Origin of the sequence: Neisseria sp. P0008.S010 (assembly GCF_051962715.1) — a bacterium.
Taxonomy (GTDB): Bacteria; Pseudomonadota; Gammaproteobacteria; order Burkholderiales; family Neisseriaceae; genus Neisseria; species Neisseria elongata.
Genome location: NZ_JBQCVA010000040.1, coordinates 1 through 18,274 on the forward strand (window position 1 = coordinate 1; position 18,274 = coordinate 18,274).

20 protein-coding genes and 2 tRNA genes are annotated in these 18,274 nt (G+C 56.2%); 16 read left to right on the top strand and 6 right to left on the bottom strand.

Features of this window, described 5'->3' with window-relative positions; genetic code table 11:
- Positions 1-344 precede the first annotated feature (344 nt).
- The 4 genes from ACTHSL_RS09565 to ilvA form a co-directional block, all read right to left on the bottom strand.
- A complete protein-coding gene (locus tag ACTHSL_RS09565) occupies positions 345-1,649 on the bottom strand; it encodes a paraquat-inducible protein A (RefSeq protein ID WP_440381226.1) in 1,305 nt (434 codons plus the stop codon).
- 123 nt (positions 1,650-1,772) lie between these two features.
- Positions 1,773-2,063, bottom strand: a complete 291-nt coding sequence (locus tag ACTHSL_RS09570) for a chaperone modulator CbpM (RefSeq protein WP_440381227.1) — start codon at positions 2,061-2,063, stop codon at positions 1,773-1,775.
- A gap of 15 nt (positions 2,064-2,078) precedes the next feature.
- Positions 2,079-3,038, bottom strand: coding sequence for a DnaJ C-terminal domain-containing protein (locus ACTHSL_RS09575; RefSeq protein ID WP_440381228.1), 960 nt, complete (start codon positions 3,036-3,038; stop codon positions 2,079-2,081).
- Between the two features lie 141 nt (positions 3,039-3,179).
- Positions 3,180-4,703 carry a threonine ammonia-lyase, biosynthetic gene (ilvA, locus tag ACTHSL_RS09580; protein ID WP_440381229.1) on the bottom strand — a complete coding sequence of 508 codons (1,524 nt, stop codon included), beginning with the start codon at positions 4,701-4,703 and terminating at the stop codon, positions 3,180-3,182.
- A gap of 201 nt (positions 4,704-4,904) precedes the next feature.
- Here ilvA and ACTHSL_RS09585 point away from each other — a divergent pair, with 201 nt between their 5' ends.
- Positions 4,905-6,197, top strand: a complete 1,293-nt coding sequence (locus ACTHSL_RS09585) for a D-alanyl-D-alanine carboxypeptidase family protein (protein ID WP_440381230.1) — start codon at positions 4,905-4,907, stop codon at positions 6,195-6,197.
- A gap of 196 nt (positions 6,198-6,393) precedes the next feature.
- Positions 6,394-7,755: a CAP domain-containing protein gene (locus ACTHSL_RS09590; RefSeq protein WP_440381231.1), complete on the top strand. Its 1,362-nt coding sequence runs from the start codon at positions 6,394-6,396 to the stop codon at positions 7,753-7,755.
- A gap of 89 nt (positions 7,756-7,844) precedes the next feature.
- Here ACTHSL_RS09590 and coaBC read toward each other — a convergent pair whose 3' ends face one another.
- Positions 7,845-9,032 (bottom strand): bifunctional phosphopantothenoylcysteine decarboxylase/phosphopantothenate--cysteine ligase CoaBC, encoded by a 1,188-nt coding sequence (coaBC, locus tag ACTHSL_RS09595; RefSeq protein ID WP_440381232.1) that lies wholly within the window; start codon positions 9,030-9,032, stop codon positions 7,845-7,847.
- 62 nt (positions 9,033-9,094) lie between these two features.
- Here coaBC and ACTHSL_RS09600 point away from each other — a divergent pair, with 62 nt between their 5' ends.
- On the top strand, positions 9,095-9,817 hold the full coding sequence (locus ACTHSL_RS09600) for an SDR family NAD(P)-dependent oxidoreductase (RefSeq protein ID WP_440381233.1): 723 nt from the start codon (positions 9,095-9,097) through the stop codon (positions 9,815-9,817).
- Between the two features lie 271 nt (positions 9,818-10,088).
- A complete protein-coding gene (locus ACTHSL_RS09605; protein WP_440381234.1) occupies positions 10,089-10,298 on the top strand; it encodes a heavy-metal-associated domain-containing protein in 210 nt (69 codons plus the stop codon).
- 127 nt (positions 10,299-10,425) lie between these two features.
- On the opposite strand, the gene ACTHSL_RS09610 is transcribed toward ACTHSL_RS09605, so the two are convergent.
- On the bottom strand, positions 10,426-11,073 hold the full coding sequence (locus ACTHSL_RS09610) for a DedA family protein (protein ID WP_440381235.1): 648 nt from the start codon (positions 11,071-11,073) through the stop codon (positions 10,426-10,428).
- 173 nt (positions 11,074-11,246) lie between these two features.
- On the opposite strand from ACTHSL_RS09610, the gene hda reads away from it, so the two are divergent.
- The 12 genes from hda (at position 11,247) to ACTHSL_RS09670 (ending at position 18,272) form a co-directional block, all read left to right on the top strand.
- The gene (gene hda, locus ACTHSL_RS09615) at positions 11,247-11,915 is read left to right on the top strand and encodes a DnaA regulatory inactivator Hda (RefSeq protein WP_107992934.1); all 669 of its coding nucleotides are present in this window, start codon (positions 11,247-11,249) and stop codon (positions 11,913-11,915) included.
- Positions 11,912-12,580 (top strand): HAD family hydrolase, encoded by a 669-nt coding sequence (locus tag ACTHSL_RS09620; RefSeq protein ID WP_440381236.1) that lies wholly within the window; start codon positions 11,912-11,914, stop codon positions 12,578-12,580. The genes hda and ACTHSL_RS09620 overlap by 4 nt, the downstream gene beginning before the upstream one ends.
- A 14-nt stretch (positions 12,581-12,594) precedes the next feature.
- Complete coding sequence (gene cutA / locus ACTHSL_RS09625) at positions 12,595-12,918, top strand: divalent-cation tolerance protein CutA (RefSeq protein WP_440381237.1); 324 nt, start codon at positions 12,595-12,597, stop codon at positions 12,916-12,918.
- A gap of 293 nt (positions 12,919-13,211) precedes the next feature.
- On the top strand, positions 13,212-13,595 hold the full coding sequence (gene panD / locus ACTHSL_RS09630) for an aspartate 1-decarboxylase (RefSeq protein WP_040666462.1): 384 nt from the start codon (positions 13,212-13,214) through the stop codon (positions 13,593-13,595).
- A 68-nt stretch (positions 13,596-13,663) separates the two neighbouring features.
- Positions 13,664-14,371, top strand: a complete 708-nt coding sequence (trmB, locus tag ACTHSL_RS09635) for a tRNA (guanosine(46)-N7)-methyltransferase TrmB (RefSeq protein ID WP_440381238.1) — start codon at positions 13,664-13,666, stop codon at positions 14,369-14,371.
- 146 nt (positions 14,372-14,517) lie between these two features.
- Positions 14,518-15,012, top strand: a complete 495-nt coding sequence (locus ACTHSL_RS09640; protein ID WP_049248044.1) for a hypothetical protein — start codon at positions 14,518-14,520, stop codon at positions 15,010-15,012.
- Between the two features lie 82 nt (positions 15,013-15,094).
- Positions 15,095-15,460 carry a VOC family protein gene (locus ACTHSL_RS09645; protein WP_440381239.1) on the top strand — a complete coding sequence of 122 codons (366 nt, stop codon included), beginning with the start codon at positions 15,095-15,097 and terminating at the stop codon, positions 15,458-15,460.
- An 84-nt stretch (positions 15,461-15,544) separates the two neighbouring features.
- Positions 15,545-16,573, top strand: coding sequence for a hypothetical protein (locus ACTHSL_RS09650; protein WP_440381240.1), 1,029 nt, complete (start codon positions 15,545-15,547; stop codon positions 16,571-16,573).
- An 85-nt stretch (positions 16,574-16,658) separates the two neighbouring features.
- Positions 16,659-17,243, top strand: coding sequence for an outer membrane lipoprotein LolB (locus tag ACTHSL_RS09655; RefSeq protein ID WP_114922192.1), 585 nt, complete (start codon positions 16,659-16,661; stop codon positions 17,241-17,243).
- 2 nt (positions 17,244-17,245) lie between these two features.
- Positions 17,246-18,094, top strand: coding sequence for a 4-(cytidine 5'-diphospho)-2-C-methyl-D-erythritol kinase (ispE, locus tag ACTHSL_RS09660; RefSeq protein WP_440381241.1), 849 nt, complete (start codon positions 17,246-17,248; stop codon positions 18,092-18,094).
- 12 nt (positions 18,095-18,106) lie between these two features.
- Positions 18,107-18,183, top strand: a tRNA-Gln gene (locus ACTHSL_RS09665).
- Between the two features lie 15 nt (positions 18,184-18,198).
- Positions 18,199-18,272 (top strand) — tRNA-Gln (locus tag ACTHSL_RS09670).
- Positions 18,273-18,274 lie beyond the last annotated feature (2 nt).

The window sequence follows — 18,274 nt, forward strand, 5'->3', positions numbered from 1 at the left end:
TTGCTTCTTTGGATTAGGTTTTCGTATTTCATTTGGAAATTGTAAATCTTCAGGATACTTTCGCAAGAGGTCTATTAGCCCGGCGGCCGTTTTCAAGAGTGGAAGAGGGGGCGGTTATGCGATTTTTGATTAGAAGGAATACGTCAGTGCCGCGATGCTCGGCCTATGGTGAATCGAAAAAAGGACTTTCCATGCCGTCCTTCACGTTTGGGCGGGAATGAGACGATTCGGCGTTTTCCATGTTGATTGCAGGCAAAAGGCAGACGTTAAAAGGCCGTCTGAAAGTATGGTTTCCTGCGCGGAACGGCTTTCAGACGGCCTTTGCCGTTGAGGCGGCATTTGCTTTACGCCTGTCGGTTTTCCTGTTCCGAACCGTATTTGTCCCACAGCAGGCGCGGGTCGAAATAGTGCGCCGACAGCATGGTCAGCAGCACCACGAGGCAGAAATACAGCGAGGCGGGGCCGGGGGTAACGCGGGCGATGTTGGTGTGGAACGTGCTCATCAGGATGATGATGACGAAAATATCAATCATCGACCAGCGGCCGATTTTTTCCGTAATCCGGTACAGCAGGGAAACTTTACGGATGTCGAACGGCACGCCGTAGCGGCTGCACAGCAGCAAAAAGGCCATGGCGAAAATCTTCAAGACCGGAATCATGATGCTCGCGCTGAAAATAATCGCCGCAATCGCACGGTCGCCGCTGTCCCACATAAAGATGATGCCACCCAGTATGGTGCTGATTTCGGTAACCGTCGGGTTGGAGGAAATCATAATCGGCAGCATGTTGGCGGGGAGGTAGAACACCGCCGCCGCCAGCAGGAAGGCCCATGACAGCTTCTCGCTATTCGGCCTGCGGGTGAAAAGATGGGTGCCGCACACTTGGCAGAGGATTTCTTCAGACGGCCTGAAGTAGCGGCAGCGGCTGCAGCAGATTTTGCCGGTGTTGTCGGCATAAATCGTGGTGTGGCCGCGCAGGCGGTGGATTTGGTAATACACCCAGTGTTCGGGGACGGACAGCGTGGTCCGCAACAGCAGCAGCACCATCGGGAACATCAGCCAGAATGAGCTGCCGAAATCCACCTGCACCACGTCGCCCAGTTTGATGTAGGCGACTAGGGTCGAAATCAGGAAAACGTCGGCCATCACCCAGCTTCGCAGCCGGACCATCGTCCGCGTGGCTATCAACAGGCCGGGCAGGGGGCTTTGTACCGCCAGCGCGCCGTAAACATAGAGGCACAACAGCAAAAACAGCAGCGGAAGGCCGAAGGTGAAGACGAACATGACTTCGGCCAAAAAACCGAAGTCCTGCAGAATCAATACTTCCAGCATAAACGGCAGCGTCAGCCGTTCGTAAACGCCTATGGTGCTGACGGTCATGAACATGCCGCTGTACACGCACAGCAGCAGGATGAGCGTGCCCAGAGCCAATGCGAGCGGGGTGGTAAAAGGACGGTTTTCCACCCGCACCAGTTCGTGCCGGCAGCGGGGGCAGTCGGCCTGCCGCCCCTGGCCGAGCATCGGAATCTCAATCAGCAGGCCGCACTCGGGACAGTTCAGGCTGTGTGCGGGCAGCATCAGGCGGCGCAATTTCGGCCGATGCCGTCTGAAAAGATGTTGCGGCGCGGTTGTCTGGCGGAACAGGGGCATGATGGATAAGGGAAAAACGGAAAAGGCGGATTATACGGATTTTGCCGGCAGGGCGGAAACCGGCGTACGCAACGGAAAGGCCGTCTGAAAACCTTGTTTTCAGACGGCCTGCAAATTCATTTTTTATTCGTCCTGCAATAAAACCGGCGGCCGCTGCGCTTTCCGCAACTCTTCCACTTCGTCTAAAAGCCGCATAATCAGACCCAACGCCGGGATGCCGGCTTCAAAATCACGGCTCAAACGCTGTGCGCGGCGGATGCGTGCAAGGTGGAAACCGCTGAACGTACTTTGTTCGGGCTTGCCGCCTATGCTGATGATGTCTTCCTCGATGAGTTCCAACAGCCAGTCGCGGCGGCAATGGCTGACAGCAATGATTTCTTCAAAAGTCAAAGCGATGTCGGTGGATTGCGTCATGGTTTATCCTTTCTTTCATGCGTGTTTCGCAGCGAAATGTTCTGCCAGTTTCTCCCATGCGGCACGGTCGGCTTCGCTTTCTGCAACAGGGACATTGATGCGGATATTCAGGTATAGGTCTCCCGCCTCTTTCGCCGGAATGCCCTTGCCTTTAAGGCGGATGGTTTTGCCGCTCTGAGTGTTGGCAGGCAGATTGACCTGTAAGCGGCCGGATGCGGTAGGAACGATGATTTTGCCGCCCAATACCGCTTCCCACGGTTTGACGTCTATCGTCTGATATATGTCTTTTCTGTTTTTGACGTACAAGTCCGGCCGGTCGTGGAACTTGATTTTCAAGTACAAATCCCCGTTCGCCCCGCCATTGCTGCCCGGCAGCCCCTGTCCGGCCAAGCGGATTTGCTGGCCTTCGGCGATGCCTTTGGGAATTTTGACGTTGAGGGTTTTGCTTTGGTAAACCATACGGCCGTATTCGTCCAAAGTCGGCACATTCAAAGCCAGGCTACGCTCCGCACCGGTATAGGCTGCATAAATATCAATGCTCAATTCGGCGTGTTGATCCTCTCCCTTGACGGGACCGCGCGGCTGCTCGGGACGGGAGCGGGCGTGGCGGAACGATGAAAACAAGTCTTCGAAATTAAAGTCGCCCGCACCGAACGGCTCCCCTTCCCGGTACTCATAACGGAAACTTCCGCTATCGAAACCGTTGCTGAACGGGTTTCCGCCTTGTCCGAACGGATTGCCCCCTGCGTTGCGGCCATAAGGGTTTGCCAACATTTCATCATACTCGGCACGTTTTTCCTTGTCGGAAAGGGTCTCGTAAGCACGGTTGATTTCCGCCGTACGCTCAACGGCATCCGGCTCTTTGCTCACATCCGGATGGTATTTGCGCACCAGTTTGCGGTAGGCTTTTTTGATGGTGTCCTCGTCCGCATCTTTGGCGACACCCAGTATTTCGTAATAATTTTTTTCTGTCATAAATTCAGTTTCTCATGGTTATAAAAATCTAAATCCGATGGTGCTCTAACTTGAGTCGTCCGTGCGTATTTCAAGGCTTCCGGCAGGGTCTTGGACGGTGGCCTCCGGTTTTTCAGACGGCCTTCGGCGGGGATGCGTTGGTCAGCTTAAAAACAGGCAGTAGGCCGGGTTGCCGGTTTGGTCTTCGTAGACATAGCCCACGCTGTCGAGGAAGGCAGCGAAGGCGGCTTCATCCTCGGCGGGAACGTCGATGCCGACCAGGATGCGGCCGTAGTCCGCACCGTGGTTGCGGTAGTGGAAGAGGGTGATGTTCCAGCTGCTCTGCATGTGGTTGAGGAAGTGGCGCAGCGCGCCGGGGCGTTCGGGAAATTCAAACGTAATCAGGCGTTCGTTTTTCACTTTGTGGCTGCGGCCGCCGACCATGTAACGGATGTGGATTTTGGCGATTTCGTCCTCGGTCAGGTCGGTGTTGGGCAGGCCTGCGGCGGTGAGTTCGGCCGCGATGGCGGCACGGTCGGCTGAGCCTGTGGTTTGGATGCCGGCAAAAATGTGGGCGGTGTCGTCGTCGCCGTAGCGGTAGTTGAATTCCGTGATGCTGCGGTTGCCCAAGGTGTTGATGAATTTGAGGAAGCTGCCGGGGCGTTCGGGGATGGAAACGGCGAAAATACCTTCGTTTCCTTCGCCCAGTTCGCTGCGTTCGGAAACGTGGCGCAGGCGGTGGAAGTTCATGTTGGCACCGCTGTTGATGGCAATCAGGGTTTGGCCTTCGCAGTTTTCGCGGGCGACATAGGCTTTCAGACCGGCCAAAGCCAATGCGCCGGAAGGTTCGGTGATGCTGCGGGTGTCGTCGAAGATGTCTTTCAGCGCGCCGCAGATGTCGTCGGTGTCTACCAGAATGATGTCGTCCAAAAGGTCGCGGCAGATGGCGAAGGTGGTTTCGCCTACCAGTTTGACCGCCGTGCCGTCGGCAAACAGGCCGACGTCTTTTAGTTCCAAACGTTCGCCCGCTTCAATCGAACGCTTCATAGCGCAGGCATCGAATGTTTCCACGCCGATGACTTTGATTTCGGGGCGCACGTTTTTGATAAAGGCCGCAATGCCCGCCGCCAGCCCGCCGCCGCCGACGGGGACGAAAATGGCATCAATCGGCTTCGGATGCTGGCGGATGATTTCCATGCCGATGGTGCCTTGTCCGGCGATGACGTCGGGGTCGTCGAAGGGCGGGATGTAGGTCAGGCCGCTTTCGGCCACCAGTCGGACGGCGTGGTCGTAGGCATCGTTGTAGGATGTGCCTTTCAATACGACTTTGCCGCCGCGTTCTTTAACGGCGTCTACTTTGATTTGCGGGGTGGTTTCAGGCATGACGATGGTGGCGCGGCAGCCCAGCGTTTGTGCCGAAAGGGCCACGCCTTGCGCGTGGTTACCCGCGCTGGCGGTAATCACGCCGCGTTCGAGTTCGGTCGGGCTTAAAGCCGCCATTTTGTTGTATGCGCCGCGTATTTTGAAGGAGAAAACGGGCTGCAGGTCTTCCCGTTTGAGCAGGATGTTGTTTTTCAGACGGCGTGAAAGATTGCGGGCGGGTTTGAGCGGGGTTTCGACGGCGACGTCGTAAACGGAGGAAGTGAGGATGCGGGTGAGGTAGTCTGCGTAAGGGCGGGTGTTCATGATGTTAAATTTTTTTACGAAAAGTAAAACCATACCCGCAGGTTGGTGCGAACGCAAGAAAAAGTTAGCAAAGGCGGGGGCTGTCGGTATAATGCGGCTTTTTTCGCCGATATGCCGTAAAGGCTGAGTACGGCGGCGGAAATTTTTTCAGACGGCCTCCGGCCTGAAAACCCCATTACTTTCCCCATAATTCGTTGTCCTATGAAAAAATATCTGACTGTGGCGGCATTGGCCGTCGTCCTTTCCTTTCAGACGGCCGATGCCGCCCGTAGCAAACATAAATACAAGCACAGATACAAACCTCCCGTCGCGGCAGCAACTGCCGCTGCGGCGACGGCTGCCGCTTCGGCCGTGCCGGGCGAGAATGCCGCTTCCGAACCGGACGTTTTGCCGCCCGAGCCGGTCCCGCAGGCTTCGACCGCGTCGGAAATCGCCGCCGCCGCTTATTTGGTGCAGGATTTGCAAAGCGGCCAGATTCTGACTGGCAAAAACCTCGACAAGCAAATCGAACCGGCATCGCTGACCAAATTGATGACCGCTTATCTGGCTTTTAAAGCCTTGGAGGAAGGCCGTCTGAAAGCCGAAACCATGCTGACGCCGTCCGAAACCGCCTGGCGTGCCGAAGGTTCGCGCATGTTCCTCAATGCGGGCAAACCGGTATCCGTGGGCGATTTGCTCAAAGGCCTGATCGTGCAGTCGGGCAACGATGCCGCCGTCACGCTGGCCGAAGCGTTGGGCGGCAGCGAGGCGGGCTTTGCCGACATGATGAACGCCGAAGCGAAACGCTTGGGCATGAGTAAAACCCATTTTATCAATGCCACCGGCCTGCCGTCCGACGGCCACACGACCACCGTGCGCGACCTGGCCATCTTGTCGGCAGCGATTATCAAGGATTATCCGAAGTATTATCCGATTTACTCGATGCAGTCGTTCAAATATAACAACATCGAGCAGCCCAACCGCAACCTGTTGCTCTACCGCGACCCGAATGTGGACGGCTTGAAAACCGGCCACACCAACACTGCCGGCTACAACCTGATTGCTTCGAGCAAGCGTAACGGCCGCCGCGTGGTTTCCGTGGTGGTGGGAACGGAAAGCATTGAGGCGCGAGCGAGCGAGAGCAGCAAACTGCTGAATTGGGCTTTGCAGGCCTTCGATACACCCAAGGCATACGATGCCAATATCCCGGTTTCGTCGGTAAAAGTGTACAAAGGACAGGAAGACAACGTAAACATAGGTTTCTTGGAACCCGTCTACCTCACCATCCCGCACGGCGAGGGCAACAAAGTCAAACCGGTTTTGGAAACCGTGCAGCCCGTTTTGGCACCGATTGAAAAAGGCCAGGTGCTGGGCAAACTGAAAATCACCTACAACGGCCAAGTGCTGGCCGAACGCAAAGTCGTCGCGCTGACGGCCGTGGACGAGGCGGGCTTTTTCGGCCGCCTGTGGGACAGCATCAAGCTGTGGTTTAAAAACATGTTTGCCGACGAATAAGCACGGCCGTGCCGTGTCGGCGGCGACCTTCCTGCAAAATTCGCGGGTCGGCCGCCGCTTCCTTCTGCGCAGACAGGCCGTCTGAAACCCGCCGTATGGGGCGAATCCGATGAAACGATTTATTATTTCCGTTATCCTGCTGTTTTTACTGACCGTTACCACCTTGGCGGTCGGCCTTTACCTTTTAGAATAAACCATGAACCATAATCGTCATTCCGCCCCGCCGGGCGGCACGGAAGGGGGTAAAGGCTGGCTTCGCCCTTTATTGGTGTGGGTCGGATTGTTGGTAACCCTGCTGCTGCTGTTCGGCTTCATGGTGCGCCCCAGGCCGCCTGAAAACCTGATTTATCCGAAAACGGGGCAAACCGGCGGCGAAACCGGCGGGATGGATGCGCTGGCCTATCTCAATCATTTGCGCGGCGAGGCCGGATTGGGCGCGTTTGCCCGTTCGCCCGAACTGACCCGTTCCGCCGCCGCCCATGCAGACTATCTGACCGATTTTCCCGAAGACATGCACGACGAAAACCATCCGGAAAGCCGTTTTTTCAGCGGCAAAGAACTGGGCGACCGCGTGAAAAAAACGGGCTATCAGTATTTGGGCGCACAGGAAAACGTCAGCACCGTTTCCAACAGCGAACCTGTCGGCAAGACCTTGCAACAGCATCTCCATCTCGACGGCCTGATGACGGCCATCTACCACCGTTTCTCCCTATTGGATGCCAACAGCGACGAGGCGGGCATCGGCTACACCGTCAGAAACGGCAACCACGCCTTCGTGGTTAATCAAGGCAACAGCCGCGCCAACAAACGGTGCGGCCAGACGAAGCATTCGGAGGAGGATGCCGAGGAATACCGCTCGTTTTATTCTTCCGCCTGTCAGAACGGCGGCATTATCTATGCCGATGAAGTAGACATTGCCGCTCCCGACTACGTTGCCTACCCGGTGGGGAAACGGGTGGCTACGATGTTTGCCAACGAAACCCCCAATCCGCTGCCCGACCGCAAATTCAGCGGCAACCCGGTCAGCATCGCCTTTAATGAAGAAGGGGGGGACGAAATCGAAATGCTGTCGTTCGAATTATTCAAAGGAAAGGAAAAAGTCGGCAACACGCGGATTTTGGATGCCGAAACCGATCCCAACAAACTGTTTACCCCCTACCAGTTCGCGCTCTTCCCGCTCGACCCGCTGGCCTACGACACCGAATACCGCGCCGTATTCCGTTATGCCGCAATCAGCAAAGAAGACGGCTTGGCCAGAGAAAAAAAAGTCGAATGGGCTTTCCGCACCCGCAAGCCGGATTTCGACTACTTCAACCTGCAGGGCGGCGAAAACATGGCCGTTCAGTCAGGCAAACCCCATTACCTGCGCTGGCCGCTTTCGCTGTGCAAAGGTGATTGCGATAATGTGAGTTACAGCTCATACGGCGATGCCGAATTGGTGATTCATGAGAGCCTGCCCGACGGCGTGGTGGTCAGCGTGAAGGGCAGCCGGGGCAGCGGCGTGCGGCTTGCCCCGGAGGGTAAGTCAATCCCGGAATCCGCCCTGCTGATTCAATAGCCAACAACGGGGCATACAATATCGAGGCCGTCTGAAAGATATGTTTCAGACGGCCTTTTTGCGGATGACGCGGGATAAACGGCACCGCATCAGCGGGCGGGCAGCAGTTCGGCAATGCGGCGGACGATGGCGGCGGCGGTTTCGTCTTTGCCGCAGAGGGGCAGGGCGGTTTCGCCCGCGTCGTCGATAAGGGTGATTTGGTTCGACGCTTTGCCCATGGCGACCGAAACGTCGTTGGCGGCAATCAGCGGAATATTTTTCCTGATGCGTTTGGCGCGGGCGTATTCCAACACCCGTTCGCTTTCGGCGGCAAAGCCGACGCAGAACGGCGCATCCGGCAGGGCGGCCACGGATGCGAGGATGTCAGGGTTTTCCGCCAGTTCGATGACGGGCGGACGGCCGCTGCCGTCTTTTTTCAATTTTTGCCCGGAGGCGTTCGATACTTTGTAGTCGGCGACGGCGGCAACCGAGATGAATACGTCGCAATCCCGCACGCGCCGCATGACCGCGCCGTACATTTCCTCCGCACCCAAAACGCGGACGGTTTCGCCCATGCCGGCGGGCAGGGCGGTTTGCACCTGTCCGCAAACCAGCGACACGTCCGCCCCGGCCGCGCGGCAGGCGCGCGCCAAAGCCGCACCCATCTGCCCGCTGGACAGGTTGGTGATGCCGCGCACGGGGTCGATGGCTTCGAAGGTCGCACCCAGTGTAATCAACACGCGTTTGCCGGACAGGCTTTTTTCCGTCCACAAATCGGGCAGCAGGTCGGCCAGTTCCGCCGCTTCGGGCATCCGGCCGGTACCCGTTTCGCCGCAGGCCTGCTCGCCGTCTGCGGGCGGGAAGACGGTGATGCCGTCTGCAAGCAGTTGTGCGATGTTGCGTTGGTTGGCGGGATTGCGCCACATTTCGACATTCATGGCGGGTGCGACGGCCAACGGGCATTTGCGTGCGGCGGCGAGGTTGGTCAAGAGGTTGTCGGCGATGCCGTTGGCGATTTTCGCCAGCGTGTTGGCCGAGGCGGGCGCAATCAGGAAAACGTCGGCCTCGCGGGTAAGGTTGATGTGCGCCATGCCGTTGCTGTCCCCGGCCTGATGGGTTTCGCTCAAAACGGGGCGGCCGCTGAGTGCCTGAAAGGTCAGCGGGGTGACGAATTCCGCCGCCGCACGGCTCATGGCCACGCTGACTTCGTGCCCCTGCTTTTTCAGCAGGCGCACCAGTTCGCAGGATTTGTAGGCCGCGATGCCGCCGCTGATGCCGAGCAAAATGTGTTTTTTCATAAATCGGTTTTCCGTTTGCGCGTAAAATGGCGTGCATTGTATCGTAATTTGGGAGGCGGTTTATGCGTAAGGCCGTTATCAGCGGGCACAGCCGCGGTTTGGGTTATGCGTTGGCGGAACATTATTTGCGCGCCGGTTGGGCTGTGTTCGGTTTGGCACGGGGCAGGGCGGATTTGAGGCCGTCTGAAAATCTGTTTCAGGCCGAATTGGATTTGTCCGATGCCGGTTTGCTGGCGCAAAAGCTTTCAGACGGCCTCTTGGCGGACTTTATCCGCGATGCGGATGAATTGCTGCTGATCAACAATGCGGGGACGACCGCGCCCAATGTGCTGCTCGGACGGCAGGGGCCGTCTGAAATCGTCCGTGCCGTCGCGCTGAACGTTACCGCGCCGCTGCTGTTGTCGGATTATCTGTTGTCGGCGCGGCCGGACGGCGTGCATTTGAAAATCGTCCATATCGGCAGCGGTGCCGGACGCAGGGAGTATGCCGGTTGGAGCGTGTACGGTGCGGGCAAGGCGGCGTTGGACCGCCATGCCTTGTGTGCGGCGGCGGAAGGGCATCCGGCCTTTTCGATTGCTTGCATCGCCCCGGGCGTGGTCGATACCGAAATGCAGAGGGAAATCCGCAACGCCGACTGTCGGGACTTTCCGTTGCAGCCGCGTTTCCGCGCGCTGAAAGACGGTGCGAAGCTGCAATCCGCCGCCGATACCGCCGCCAAAATTGCCGCCATGATCGAGGCGGAAGACTTCGGCAGCAAACCGTTGGCCGATGTGCGTGATGTTTAGGCTGCGGGTCGGGGAACTGGTTTGTCCGATTTGGTTTGTCTGGCGGATTTTTCCTGTTTGCCCGGTTGCGCCGACACCTGTTTTCAGACGGCCTGTTTCAATCGTCTTGACCGTCATTGCCGATAAAGGGCTATAGTGGTGGCCTGCCTTGCTCCGTGTAGCGGTTTGTTCCCATGATGATAAAGCCGCCCGTTTGAAGCCCGGTTCGGCGCGTATCCGTAGGACGGTGCGTGTTTCAATAACCGTATTTTTTGTTGGAAAAGGAAATTTTATGGAAACCCTTACGCTCAATATCGAGGGCATGACTTGCGGCGGCTGCGTCAAAAGCGTTACCCGCATTTTGGAAGGTGTGGAAGGCGTGGCGAAGGCCGAAGTCAGCCTGGAAGGAAAAAGCGCGCTGATTGAGTTCGACCCCGCCAAAACGGGTGCGGCCGCGCTGATTGAGGTGGTGGAAGACGGCGGCTTCGACGCCGCATTGTGATGCCGTAGCCCGCCTGTCAAGGAAGAAGAGGCCGTCTGAAAAACCGTTTCCCTCTTTGGGACAAAGTTTTCAGACGGCCTCTTTGCCGTATCTGTCCGCCGTAAACGGAAAGGCCGTCTGAAAGGCATCAGCCGTTTTGTTTTTTGGCCGCCCGTTTCGCACGGACGATTTCGACCACGGCGGGCAGGACGGACAATACGATAATCGCCGCCAGCACGAGGCTGAGGTTTTCTTTGATGATTTTGGTGTTGGCGAAGAAATAGCCCGCATAGGCGAAGAGGACGACCCAGGCCACCGCACCGATGATGTTGTAGCGGATAAAGCGGCCGTAGTGCATGTCGGCCATGCCGGCGACAAACGGCGCGAAGGTGCGGACGACGGGCACGAAGCGGGCGATGATGATGGTTTTGCCGCCGTATTTTTCGTAGAAGGCATGGGTTTTGGCCAAATGGCTTTGGCGGAAGATTTTCGAATCGGGATTGGAAAACAGCCGCGCGCCGAAGTATTTCCCTATGGTGAAATTGGCCGCGTCGCCGAGGACGGCCGCCGCAATCAGCAGCGCGGCCATCAAATGAATGTTCATGCCGCCCACGGCCGCAATGCCGCCGGCGGCAAAGAGCAGCGAATCGCCCGGCAGGAAGGGCGTAACCACCAGGCCGGTTTCGCAGAATACAATCAGAAACAGGATGACGTAAATCCACACGCCGTATTGCAGGGACAATTCGGCCAGATGGCGGTCGATGTGGAGGATGAAGTCGATAACGGTTTGAAGCACGGTGTGTTTTCCTTGAGTGCGGCCAAAAGAGCGCGGATTGTAACTGAGCGGCGGCGGAAATGACAGGCCGTCTGAAAACAGGCGGTTTGCCTCAGCGGCAACGGCGGCACGGTTTGCCCGCAGGCTGAAAACCGATACAATCGCACCGTTTTCCCTTCGGGCAGCAAAATGCCGTGAACCAACTGATTTTTGACTTCGCACGCAGCGATTATCCGGGCTTCGACAAATTCCTCGGCACCGCCAACCGCGAACTGATTTATGTGCTGCAACAGGCGCAGGATCAGTTTGTCTATGTTTGGGGGCAGCGCGGGTCGGGCAAAAGCCACCTGCTCAAGGCATGGGTGGCGCAGGCGCGGGAGCAGGGGCATCATGCCGTTTATATCGATGCCGAAACCGCGCCGCTGGACGAAACCGCCTTGTCCGCCGAATATCTGGCGGTCGACGGTGCGGACAGGCTCCAGGCCGACGAGCAGGCGTTGCTGTTTGAAATCTTCAACCGTTTCCGCAACGGCGCGCGGGGCAGGCTGCTGCTTTCCGCCGACGTGCCGCCGCAACAGCTCACCGTGCGCGAAGATTTGCGCACCCGCATGGGTTATTGTCTGGTATACGACATCAAACCTTTGAGCGACGAAGAAAAGATAGACGCGCTTGTCGGCATGGCCGGTGCGCGCCAGTTGGCTTTGGAGCCGGAAATTTTCCGTTACCTGCTGACGTATTGGCGGCGGGATATGGACAGCCTGGTGCAGATGCTCGACACCCTCTGCCATTATGCCGCCACCACCCGCCGCCGCATCACCCTGCCGCTTTTGCGCCAGCTTTTGAAACAACAGGACACACCATGACCAATTTAGCCGTTTTCGATTTGGACAATACGCTGATTAACACGGATTCCGACCATGCCTGGCCGCAATATTTGATTAAGAAGGGTTTGGTCGATGCCGAAGAGACGGAACGGCAGAATGAGAAGTTCTACCGCGACTATCAGGCCGGCTGTTTGGACATCGATGCCTTTTTGAAATTCCACCTCGCGCCGTTGGCGCGTTTCAGCCGCGATGAGTTGGACAGAATGCACCGCGAGTTTACCGCCGAATTTATCGCGCCGCATATCTCGGATATGGCCAGGACGCTGGTGGAAGGCCACCGCGCGGCGGGGGATGAGCTGCTGGTTATTTCATCCACCAATGAGTTCATCATCACGCCCATCTGCAAGATTTTTGGCATCGATAATGTTATTGGCACCCAGCTCGAAACGGACGTAGACGGCAACTACACCGGCAATTACACCGGCATCCCCAGCCTGAAGGAAGGAAAAATCACACGCCTGCACCAATGGCTGGCCGCACGCGGCAAGGATTTGGGCGACTACGGCAAGGTGTATTTTTACAGCGATTCGAAAAACGATTTGCCGCTTTTGCGCGCGGTGGACGAGCCGGTGGCGGTCAATCCTGATGCCGAACTGCTGCGCGAAGCCTTGGAAAAGGGCTGGCCGGTGTTGAATTTCAAATAAGAGGCCGTCTGAAAATGCCCGCATTCAAACCCGTCGTCATCATCACAACTGCCGCAGGCCGTGAAGAAGCCGAACGGATAGGCCGCGCCCTGTTGGAGCGCAAACTGGCCGCCTACGTGCAATACGAAAACATCGTCAGCGAATATGTCTGGCAGGGCGAACTCTGCCGCAGCGCGGAAGTCCGCATCGTCATCAAAAGCGCGCGCCGCCATTATTCGGCGGTGGAGAAAATCATTCTGGCCCACAACGGTTACGACTGCCCGCAAATCGTCATGCAGCCGATACAGCGCGGTTTGCGCGCCTATTTGCGCTGGATGGAGGCGCAATTGGGAGCCTGACGATGAATATCCAATCCGTCCGTTTTGCCGTGCCGTCTGTGCGTCGCCGCATGCCGAAGGCAAAGATTGCAGAAGGAATGTGTACGAATCCTGTATGGCGGAGCGATACGGGCAACGTTTGAAACGGGCGGGAAAGCTGTTGTCGGATTGGCAGCCGGCACGGAATATCCGGCCGTAAAATTTGACTTGGCCGAAACATTTCATCGAAAATGCCTGCCTTTTGCCTTTTCAGACGGCCTCCTTTCCCTAAAAGGCCGTCTGAAAACATGACTCGCAACATCAAAGGAAAACACATGTTCCGAACCCTGCTCGGCGGCAAAATCCACCGCGCCACCGTAACCGAAGCCGACCTGAACTACGTCGGCAGCATCACCATAGACCCCGACCTGATGGATGCCGCAGGCATCTGCGTCAATGAAAAAGTCGCCATCGTAAACAACAACAACGGCGCGCGGCTGGAAACCTATACCATCGCCGGCGAACGCGGCAGCGGCACTGTTTGCCTGAACGGCGCGGCGGCACGGCTGGTGCAGAAGGGCGACATCGTCATCATCATGTCCTACGTCATGCTGTCCGAACCCGAAATCGCCGCCCACCAACCCAAAGTCGTACTGGTGGACGAGCACAACAAAATCCGCGACATCATCCATTACGAACCGCCGCATACCGTCCTTTAAACCAAACGACGCAGGCCGTCTGAAAACCGAAAGCATCCTTTCAGACGGCCTTGCAACGGAAGCCGACCATGACCGACCAAATCCCCGAAGCAAACCAAGACACGCAGCACCACCGCAGCATCCGCAGCTACGTCCTGCGCCAAAGCCACATGACCGCCGCCCAGCAGCGCGCCATCGACACCCTGTGGCCGCAATTCGGCCTGGATTATCAGGAAACGCCTGCCGACCTGAACCAAGCCTTCGGCCGCAGCAACCGGAAAATACTCGAAATCGGCTTCGGCATGGGGACGGCCACCGCCGAAATCGCCTGCCGCCTGCCTGATGACGACTTTCTCGCCATCGACGTACACGGGCCGGGCGTCGGCAACCTGCTCAAACTGATAGACGAACAACACATCGCCAACATACGCGTGATGCGCCACGACGCGGTGGAAGTTGTTGAAAACATGCTGGCGGACGGCAGTCTGGACGGCATACACATCTTCTTCCCCGACCCTTGGCACAAAAAACGCCACAACAAACGCCGCCTGATACAAGCCCCCTTCGTGGCCAAACTGCTGCCCAAACTCAAAAGCGGCGGCTACATCCATTTGGCGACCGACTGGGAAGAATACGCGATGCAGATGCTCGAAGTCTTAAACGGTTTCCCCGAAGAATTACAAAATACCGCCGAAAACTACGCCCCCACGCCCGCTTACCGCCCCGAAACCAAATTCGAAGTGCGCGGCAAACGCCTGGGGCACGGCGTATGGGATTTGGTATTCGTCAAACGCTGACAAACGGCGGTTTGCCGTTCAAATGGCAAAAGGCCGTCTGAAAATACACCCGTCTTTACACAAAACGGTATTTTACTGACACAACATACTTTACAATACGCGCTTCGTTTGTCATCCATCAACAATCCACCAACAGGAGATATGTTATGCAAACCAAATTGATTTCCGCCGCAGCCTTGCTGCTGGCCGCCACCCTCTCCCATGCCGCCGACGGTAAAAAAGCCGCCGCCTCAATACCCGACAATACCCCGATTCTGATGCAGGCCGAAGTCGGCAGTTTAGATAAAAGGGTAGAAGTGGCTTATGTATGCGACAGCCAACAGGGTAAACGCAACGTGAACGCCATGTACGGCATCAAAGATGGCGAAACCGCCGTCGTGCAGATTAAAGTCGGCGATCAGGTTACCCCCGGTTTGTGGCGCGTGATGAACGACACCAACGGCAAAAAGCAGAACAGCTATTACGGCGAGGGCCTGACTTGGATTACCGACAAAGCCTCGCCCGACACATTGACCAAAGCCAACGGTAAAATCCTGATGCAGGCCAGCAAATTGGACGGCGGATTGCCAAAAGGCGACCAAACCATCCTGTTCAAAGATTGCAAAGTGGACAGTGCCGCCACTAAAAAACTGAACAAATAAACTTTGAGGCCGTCTGAAAATACCGTTGTACCGCACGCCGTATTTTCAGACGGCCTTTTCACAACTTGCAAAGGAGTACGATATGACAGGCAATCCGGTAAGCTGGTTCGGCATTCACGCCGCCGATTTGGACCGCGCGAAAAAATTCTATGAAACCGTGTTCGGCGAAACGCTTCAGGAAGTAGGCGGAGGCGGGATGCGCTTTATGATTTTCAGTGCCGACTGGGCGAAATATGGAGTTAGCGGCATGCTGTGGAGCGACGGTGGTGCCGTGCCGGGTTATGGCGGCACCACCGTATTTTTCAATTGTACCGATTGTGCGGAAACTGCCCGCGCTGCCGTGGCGGCCGGCGGCCGCCTGTTGCAGGACAAATTCCCGATTGCCAACGGCTATGCCGCCTTTGTTGAAGACAGCGAAGGCAACCGCATCGGCCTGCACAGCCGCTGATACGGACAGGCCGTCTGAAAGCGTCTGCCGTTTTCAGACGGCCTTATCGCGTTTCCCTATATTTCCTCAAAACCGATAGACGCCATGCAAAGACTATTATTGATATGCCTGCCTTTACTATTTGCCGCCTGCGGCAGGCAGGACGATACCCCGCCGCCGGCCGCATCCGTTGCCGCCTCTGCCGTTTCCGAGCCCGCGCCTGCCGCCGCGTCCATGGCCTCAGCGGCATCAGCCGAGACCATACAGGCCGAAGAAGATCCGATGCCTGCAGATTTGTTGAAACAGTTTGAATGGCATACGGAGCGCATCAAACGCGAATTGGCCTCCGCCTCGCCGAAGCAGGCAGATAACTTGTACGACGAATATGTTGCGCTACTGACTGCCTACAATGAAAACAGGCCGTCTGAAAGCGGTCTGCTGGTTAAAATCAATGATCAGGAAACCACGGTTTTAGACAACTTCTGCAGCGAACAATATTGGGTCGAAAAGGCGGGCAAATTGGAGGAAACGGAAGCACTCAAGGCATTGCAACGGAAGATGTCTGCCGTCGGGCTGGAATATTGGGATGTCGGCGAATGTACGGCAATCGTGCGGCCGAAGGCGGATTATTATCTGAAATTGTTCGGAACCGCTGTCAGTCCGGATACCCGCCGCTTTCTTGAAATCGAGGCGCGGCAGGATAAGGAGCTGGCCACGAACGATGCCGCCCTTTCTATTTCATGGCAGGAATTGGCCGAGCGCGTGATGGAATGGGAGGATTTCCTACAACGCCATCCGAGCAGCAGGTTGAACCGCAAGGCTTTTGACGAGTATCTGTTTTATCAGAATATATTGTTGTTTGGATTAGATAATACGCCGACTTATTACGGTGATGACGGTACGCGCCTCTTGTCCGCCGCCGATGACGGGGCAAATGGTGAAAATGGGACGTATGGCCGCGATTATCAGGCCGCCAGACAAAAGATTGTCAAGCAGAGGCCTGACGGCGATACTGCCAAATTAGTTGTTTTGACGGAAACATTGAATTACGACCAGGAGAAAAAAGCTGTAAACGAATACCGGCGGAAACATTTTGATTCCACGCTGTATTCAGCCGAACCGGAAGGCGTATAAGCCGTCCGTTCAGGCCGTCTGAAAATAGAAAGCCGGACTGTTAGAAGGACGGTTTTTCAGACGGCCTTTTTGTAGGAGTAAGTTAATGAAGACGAAATTACTTTTTCCTTGCGCCGCCGCATTGCTGCTGGCGGGCTGCCTCAGTACGCCGGTCAGGCAGACGAACTGGCGGCCGCAAGATGAAGGTGCCGATTTTTCCGCCGACGGACGCTTGGCCGTACAGCACGAGGGCAAAGGTTCATATGCCAATTTCGATTGGAACAGGCAGAACGGTGTGCAGACCATCAATGTCAATACCCCGTTGGGCAATACTTTGGGGCAGATTTGCCGCGATTCGCAGGGCGTGTTGGCCGTCAATGCCAAAGGAGAACGGTTTACCGCGCCGGACGTTCGCCAGCTGAGTCAGAAGTTGCTCGGCTTCGCACTGCCACTGGAATACCTCGACGTATGGATGCGGGGGCAGTGGGCGGCGGACTTGCCGCACAGCTTGACGGCGGAAGGCGATTTGCAGCAGGCCGGATGGAATATCAGCCGCCAAACACAGGAAGACGGCAGCGTCAGAGTGTTGGCTTTGCGCAATGAACAATTGTCGTTGAGATTGGTGTTTGACAGCGTGATGCCGTCTGAAAACGGTGCGGATGCACCTGCACAATGCGCCGCCAGAGGATAATCATGCCGATTTTGGAATACACACAAGCATTTCCTGCCCCCGCCAAGCTGAATCTTGATTTACGCATTACCGGCCGCCGCGCTGACAGTTACCATAATTTGGAAAGCATATTCTGCCTGATTGACTGGCAAGACACCGTTTACCTTACCCCGCGTTCGGACGGCCTGATTGTGTTGCAAAACCCCACAGATGGTCTGCCGCAGGAGAAAGACCTTGCCTACCGTGCCGCCGAAGCCTTGCTGCCGTATAGGAAAACGGGACAGGGTGTGGATATACGTTTGGACAAGCAGATTCCCAGCGGCGGCGGGTTGGGTGGCGGCAGTTCCGATGCGGCTACGGTATTATTGGTCCTCAACCGTTGGTGGGAATGCGGCCTGACCCGGCAACAGTTGATCAATATCGGAGTCGGATTAGGTGCCGATGTTCCTTTTTTCCTGTTTGGCAAAAACGCTTTTGCCAAAGGGATAGGAGAGAAATTGACGGAAATAAACGTGCAGCAGCAATGGTATATTGTGGTTAAACCGCCTGTGCATGTTTCTACTGCCGCAATTTTTTCGCACAAAGACTTGACAAGGAATTCGGTGGCCTGCATAATGCCGACTTTCGCAAATTTGCAGCCGTTCAGAAATGATATGCAGGCTGTGGTTTTGCAGGTATACCCTGAGATAATGCAAATTTATAAAGATTTGCAGCAGTTTGGTCAGGTAATGATGACAGGCTCCGGAGCTTGTCTATTTTTAACTTTCCATAACTATAAAGATGCTCAGATTGTATACAGTAAGGTTTCAAGCAAATATCAAAGCCGTTTGGTTCAAGGGTTGCAGCAGCATCCTTTGTATGGTTTGATATAAAGCGTGGATAGTTGGGGATTCGCCAAGTTGGTTAAGGCACCGGATTTTGATTCCGGCATTCGTAGGTTCGAATCCTACATCCCCAGCCAAACACAACTAAGATTTGGGGATTCGCCAAGTTGGTTAAGGCACCGGATTTTGATTCCGGCATTCGTAGGTTCGAATCCTACATCCCCAGCC

Excerpts from the sequence above, each read along its gene's own strand:
- ACTHSL_RS09565 (WP_440381226.1), bottom strand. The coding sequence starts at position 1,649 with ATGCCCCTGTTCCGCCAGACAACCGCGCCGCAACATCTTTTCAGACGG.
- ACTHSL_RS09570 (WP_440381227.1), bottom strand. The coding sequence starts at position 2,063 with ATGACGCAATCCACCGACATCGCTTTGACTTTTGAAGAAATCATTGCT.
- ACTHSL_RS09575 (WP_440381228.1), bottom strand. The coding sequence starts at position 3,038 with ATGACAGAAAAAAATTATTACGAAATACTGGGTGTCGCCAAAGATGCG.
- ilvA (WP_440381229.1), bottom strand. The coding sequence starts at position 4,703 with ATGAACACCCGCCCTTACGCAGACTACCTCACCCGCATCCTCACTTCC.
- ACTHSL_RS09585 (WP_440381230.1), top strand. The coding sequence starts at position 4,905 with ATGAAAAAATATCTGACTGTGGCGGCATTGGCCGTCGTCCTTTCCTTT.
- ACTHSL_RS09590 (WP_440381231.1), top strand. The coding sequence starts at position 6,394 with ATGAACCATAATCGTCATTCCGCCCCGCCGGGCGGCACGGAAGGGGGT.
- coaBC (WP_440381232.1), bottom strand. The coding sequence starts at position 9,032 with ATGAAAAAACACATTTTGCTCGGCATCAGCGGCGGCATCGCGGCCTAC.
- ACTHSL_RS09600 (WP_440381233.1), top strand. The coding sequence starts at position 9,095 with ATGCGTAAGGCCGTTATCAGCGGGCACAGCCGCGGTTTGGGTTATGCG.
- ACTHSL_RS09605 (WP_440381234.1), top strand. The coding sequence starts at position 10,089 with ATGGAAACCCTTACGCTCAATATCGAGGGCATGACTTGCGGCGGCTGC.
- ACTHSL_RS09620 (WP_440381236.1), top strand. The coding sequence starts at position 11,912 with ATGACCAATTTAGCCGTTTTCGATTTGGACAATACGCTGATTAACACG.
- cutA (WP_440381237.1), top strand. The coding sequence starts at position 12,595 with ATGCCCGCATTCAAACCCGTCGTCATCATCACAACTGCCGCAGGCCGT.
- panD (WP_040666462.1), top strand. The coding sequence starts at position 13,212 with ATGTTCCGAACCCTGCTCGGCGGCAAAATCCACCGCGCCACCGTAACC.
- trmB (WP_440381238.1), top strand. The coding sequence starts at position 13,664 with ATGACCGACCAAATCCCCGAAGCAAACCAAGACACGCAGCACCACCGC.
- ACTHSL_RS09640 (WP_049248044.1), top strand. The coding sequence starts at position 14,518 with ATGCAAACCAAATTGATTTCCGCCGCAGCCTTGCTGCTGGCCGCCACC.
- ACTHSL_RS09645 (WP_440381239.1), top strand. The coding sequence starts at position 15,095 with ATGACAGGCAATCCGGTAAGCTGGTTCGGCATTCACGCCGCCGATTTG.
- ACTHSL_RS09650 (WP_440381240.1), top strand. The coding sequence starts at position 15,545 with ATGCAAAGACTATTATTGATATGCCTGCCTTTACTATTTGCCGCCTGC.
- ACTHSL_RS09655 (WP_114922192.1), top strand. The coding sequence starts at position 16,659 with ATGAAGACGAAATTACTTTTTCCTTGCGCCGCCGCATTGCTGCTGGCG.
- ispE (WP_440381241.1), top strand. The coding sequence starts at position 17,246 with ATGCCGATTTTGGAATACACACAAGCATTTCCTGCCCCCGCCAAGCTG.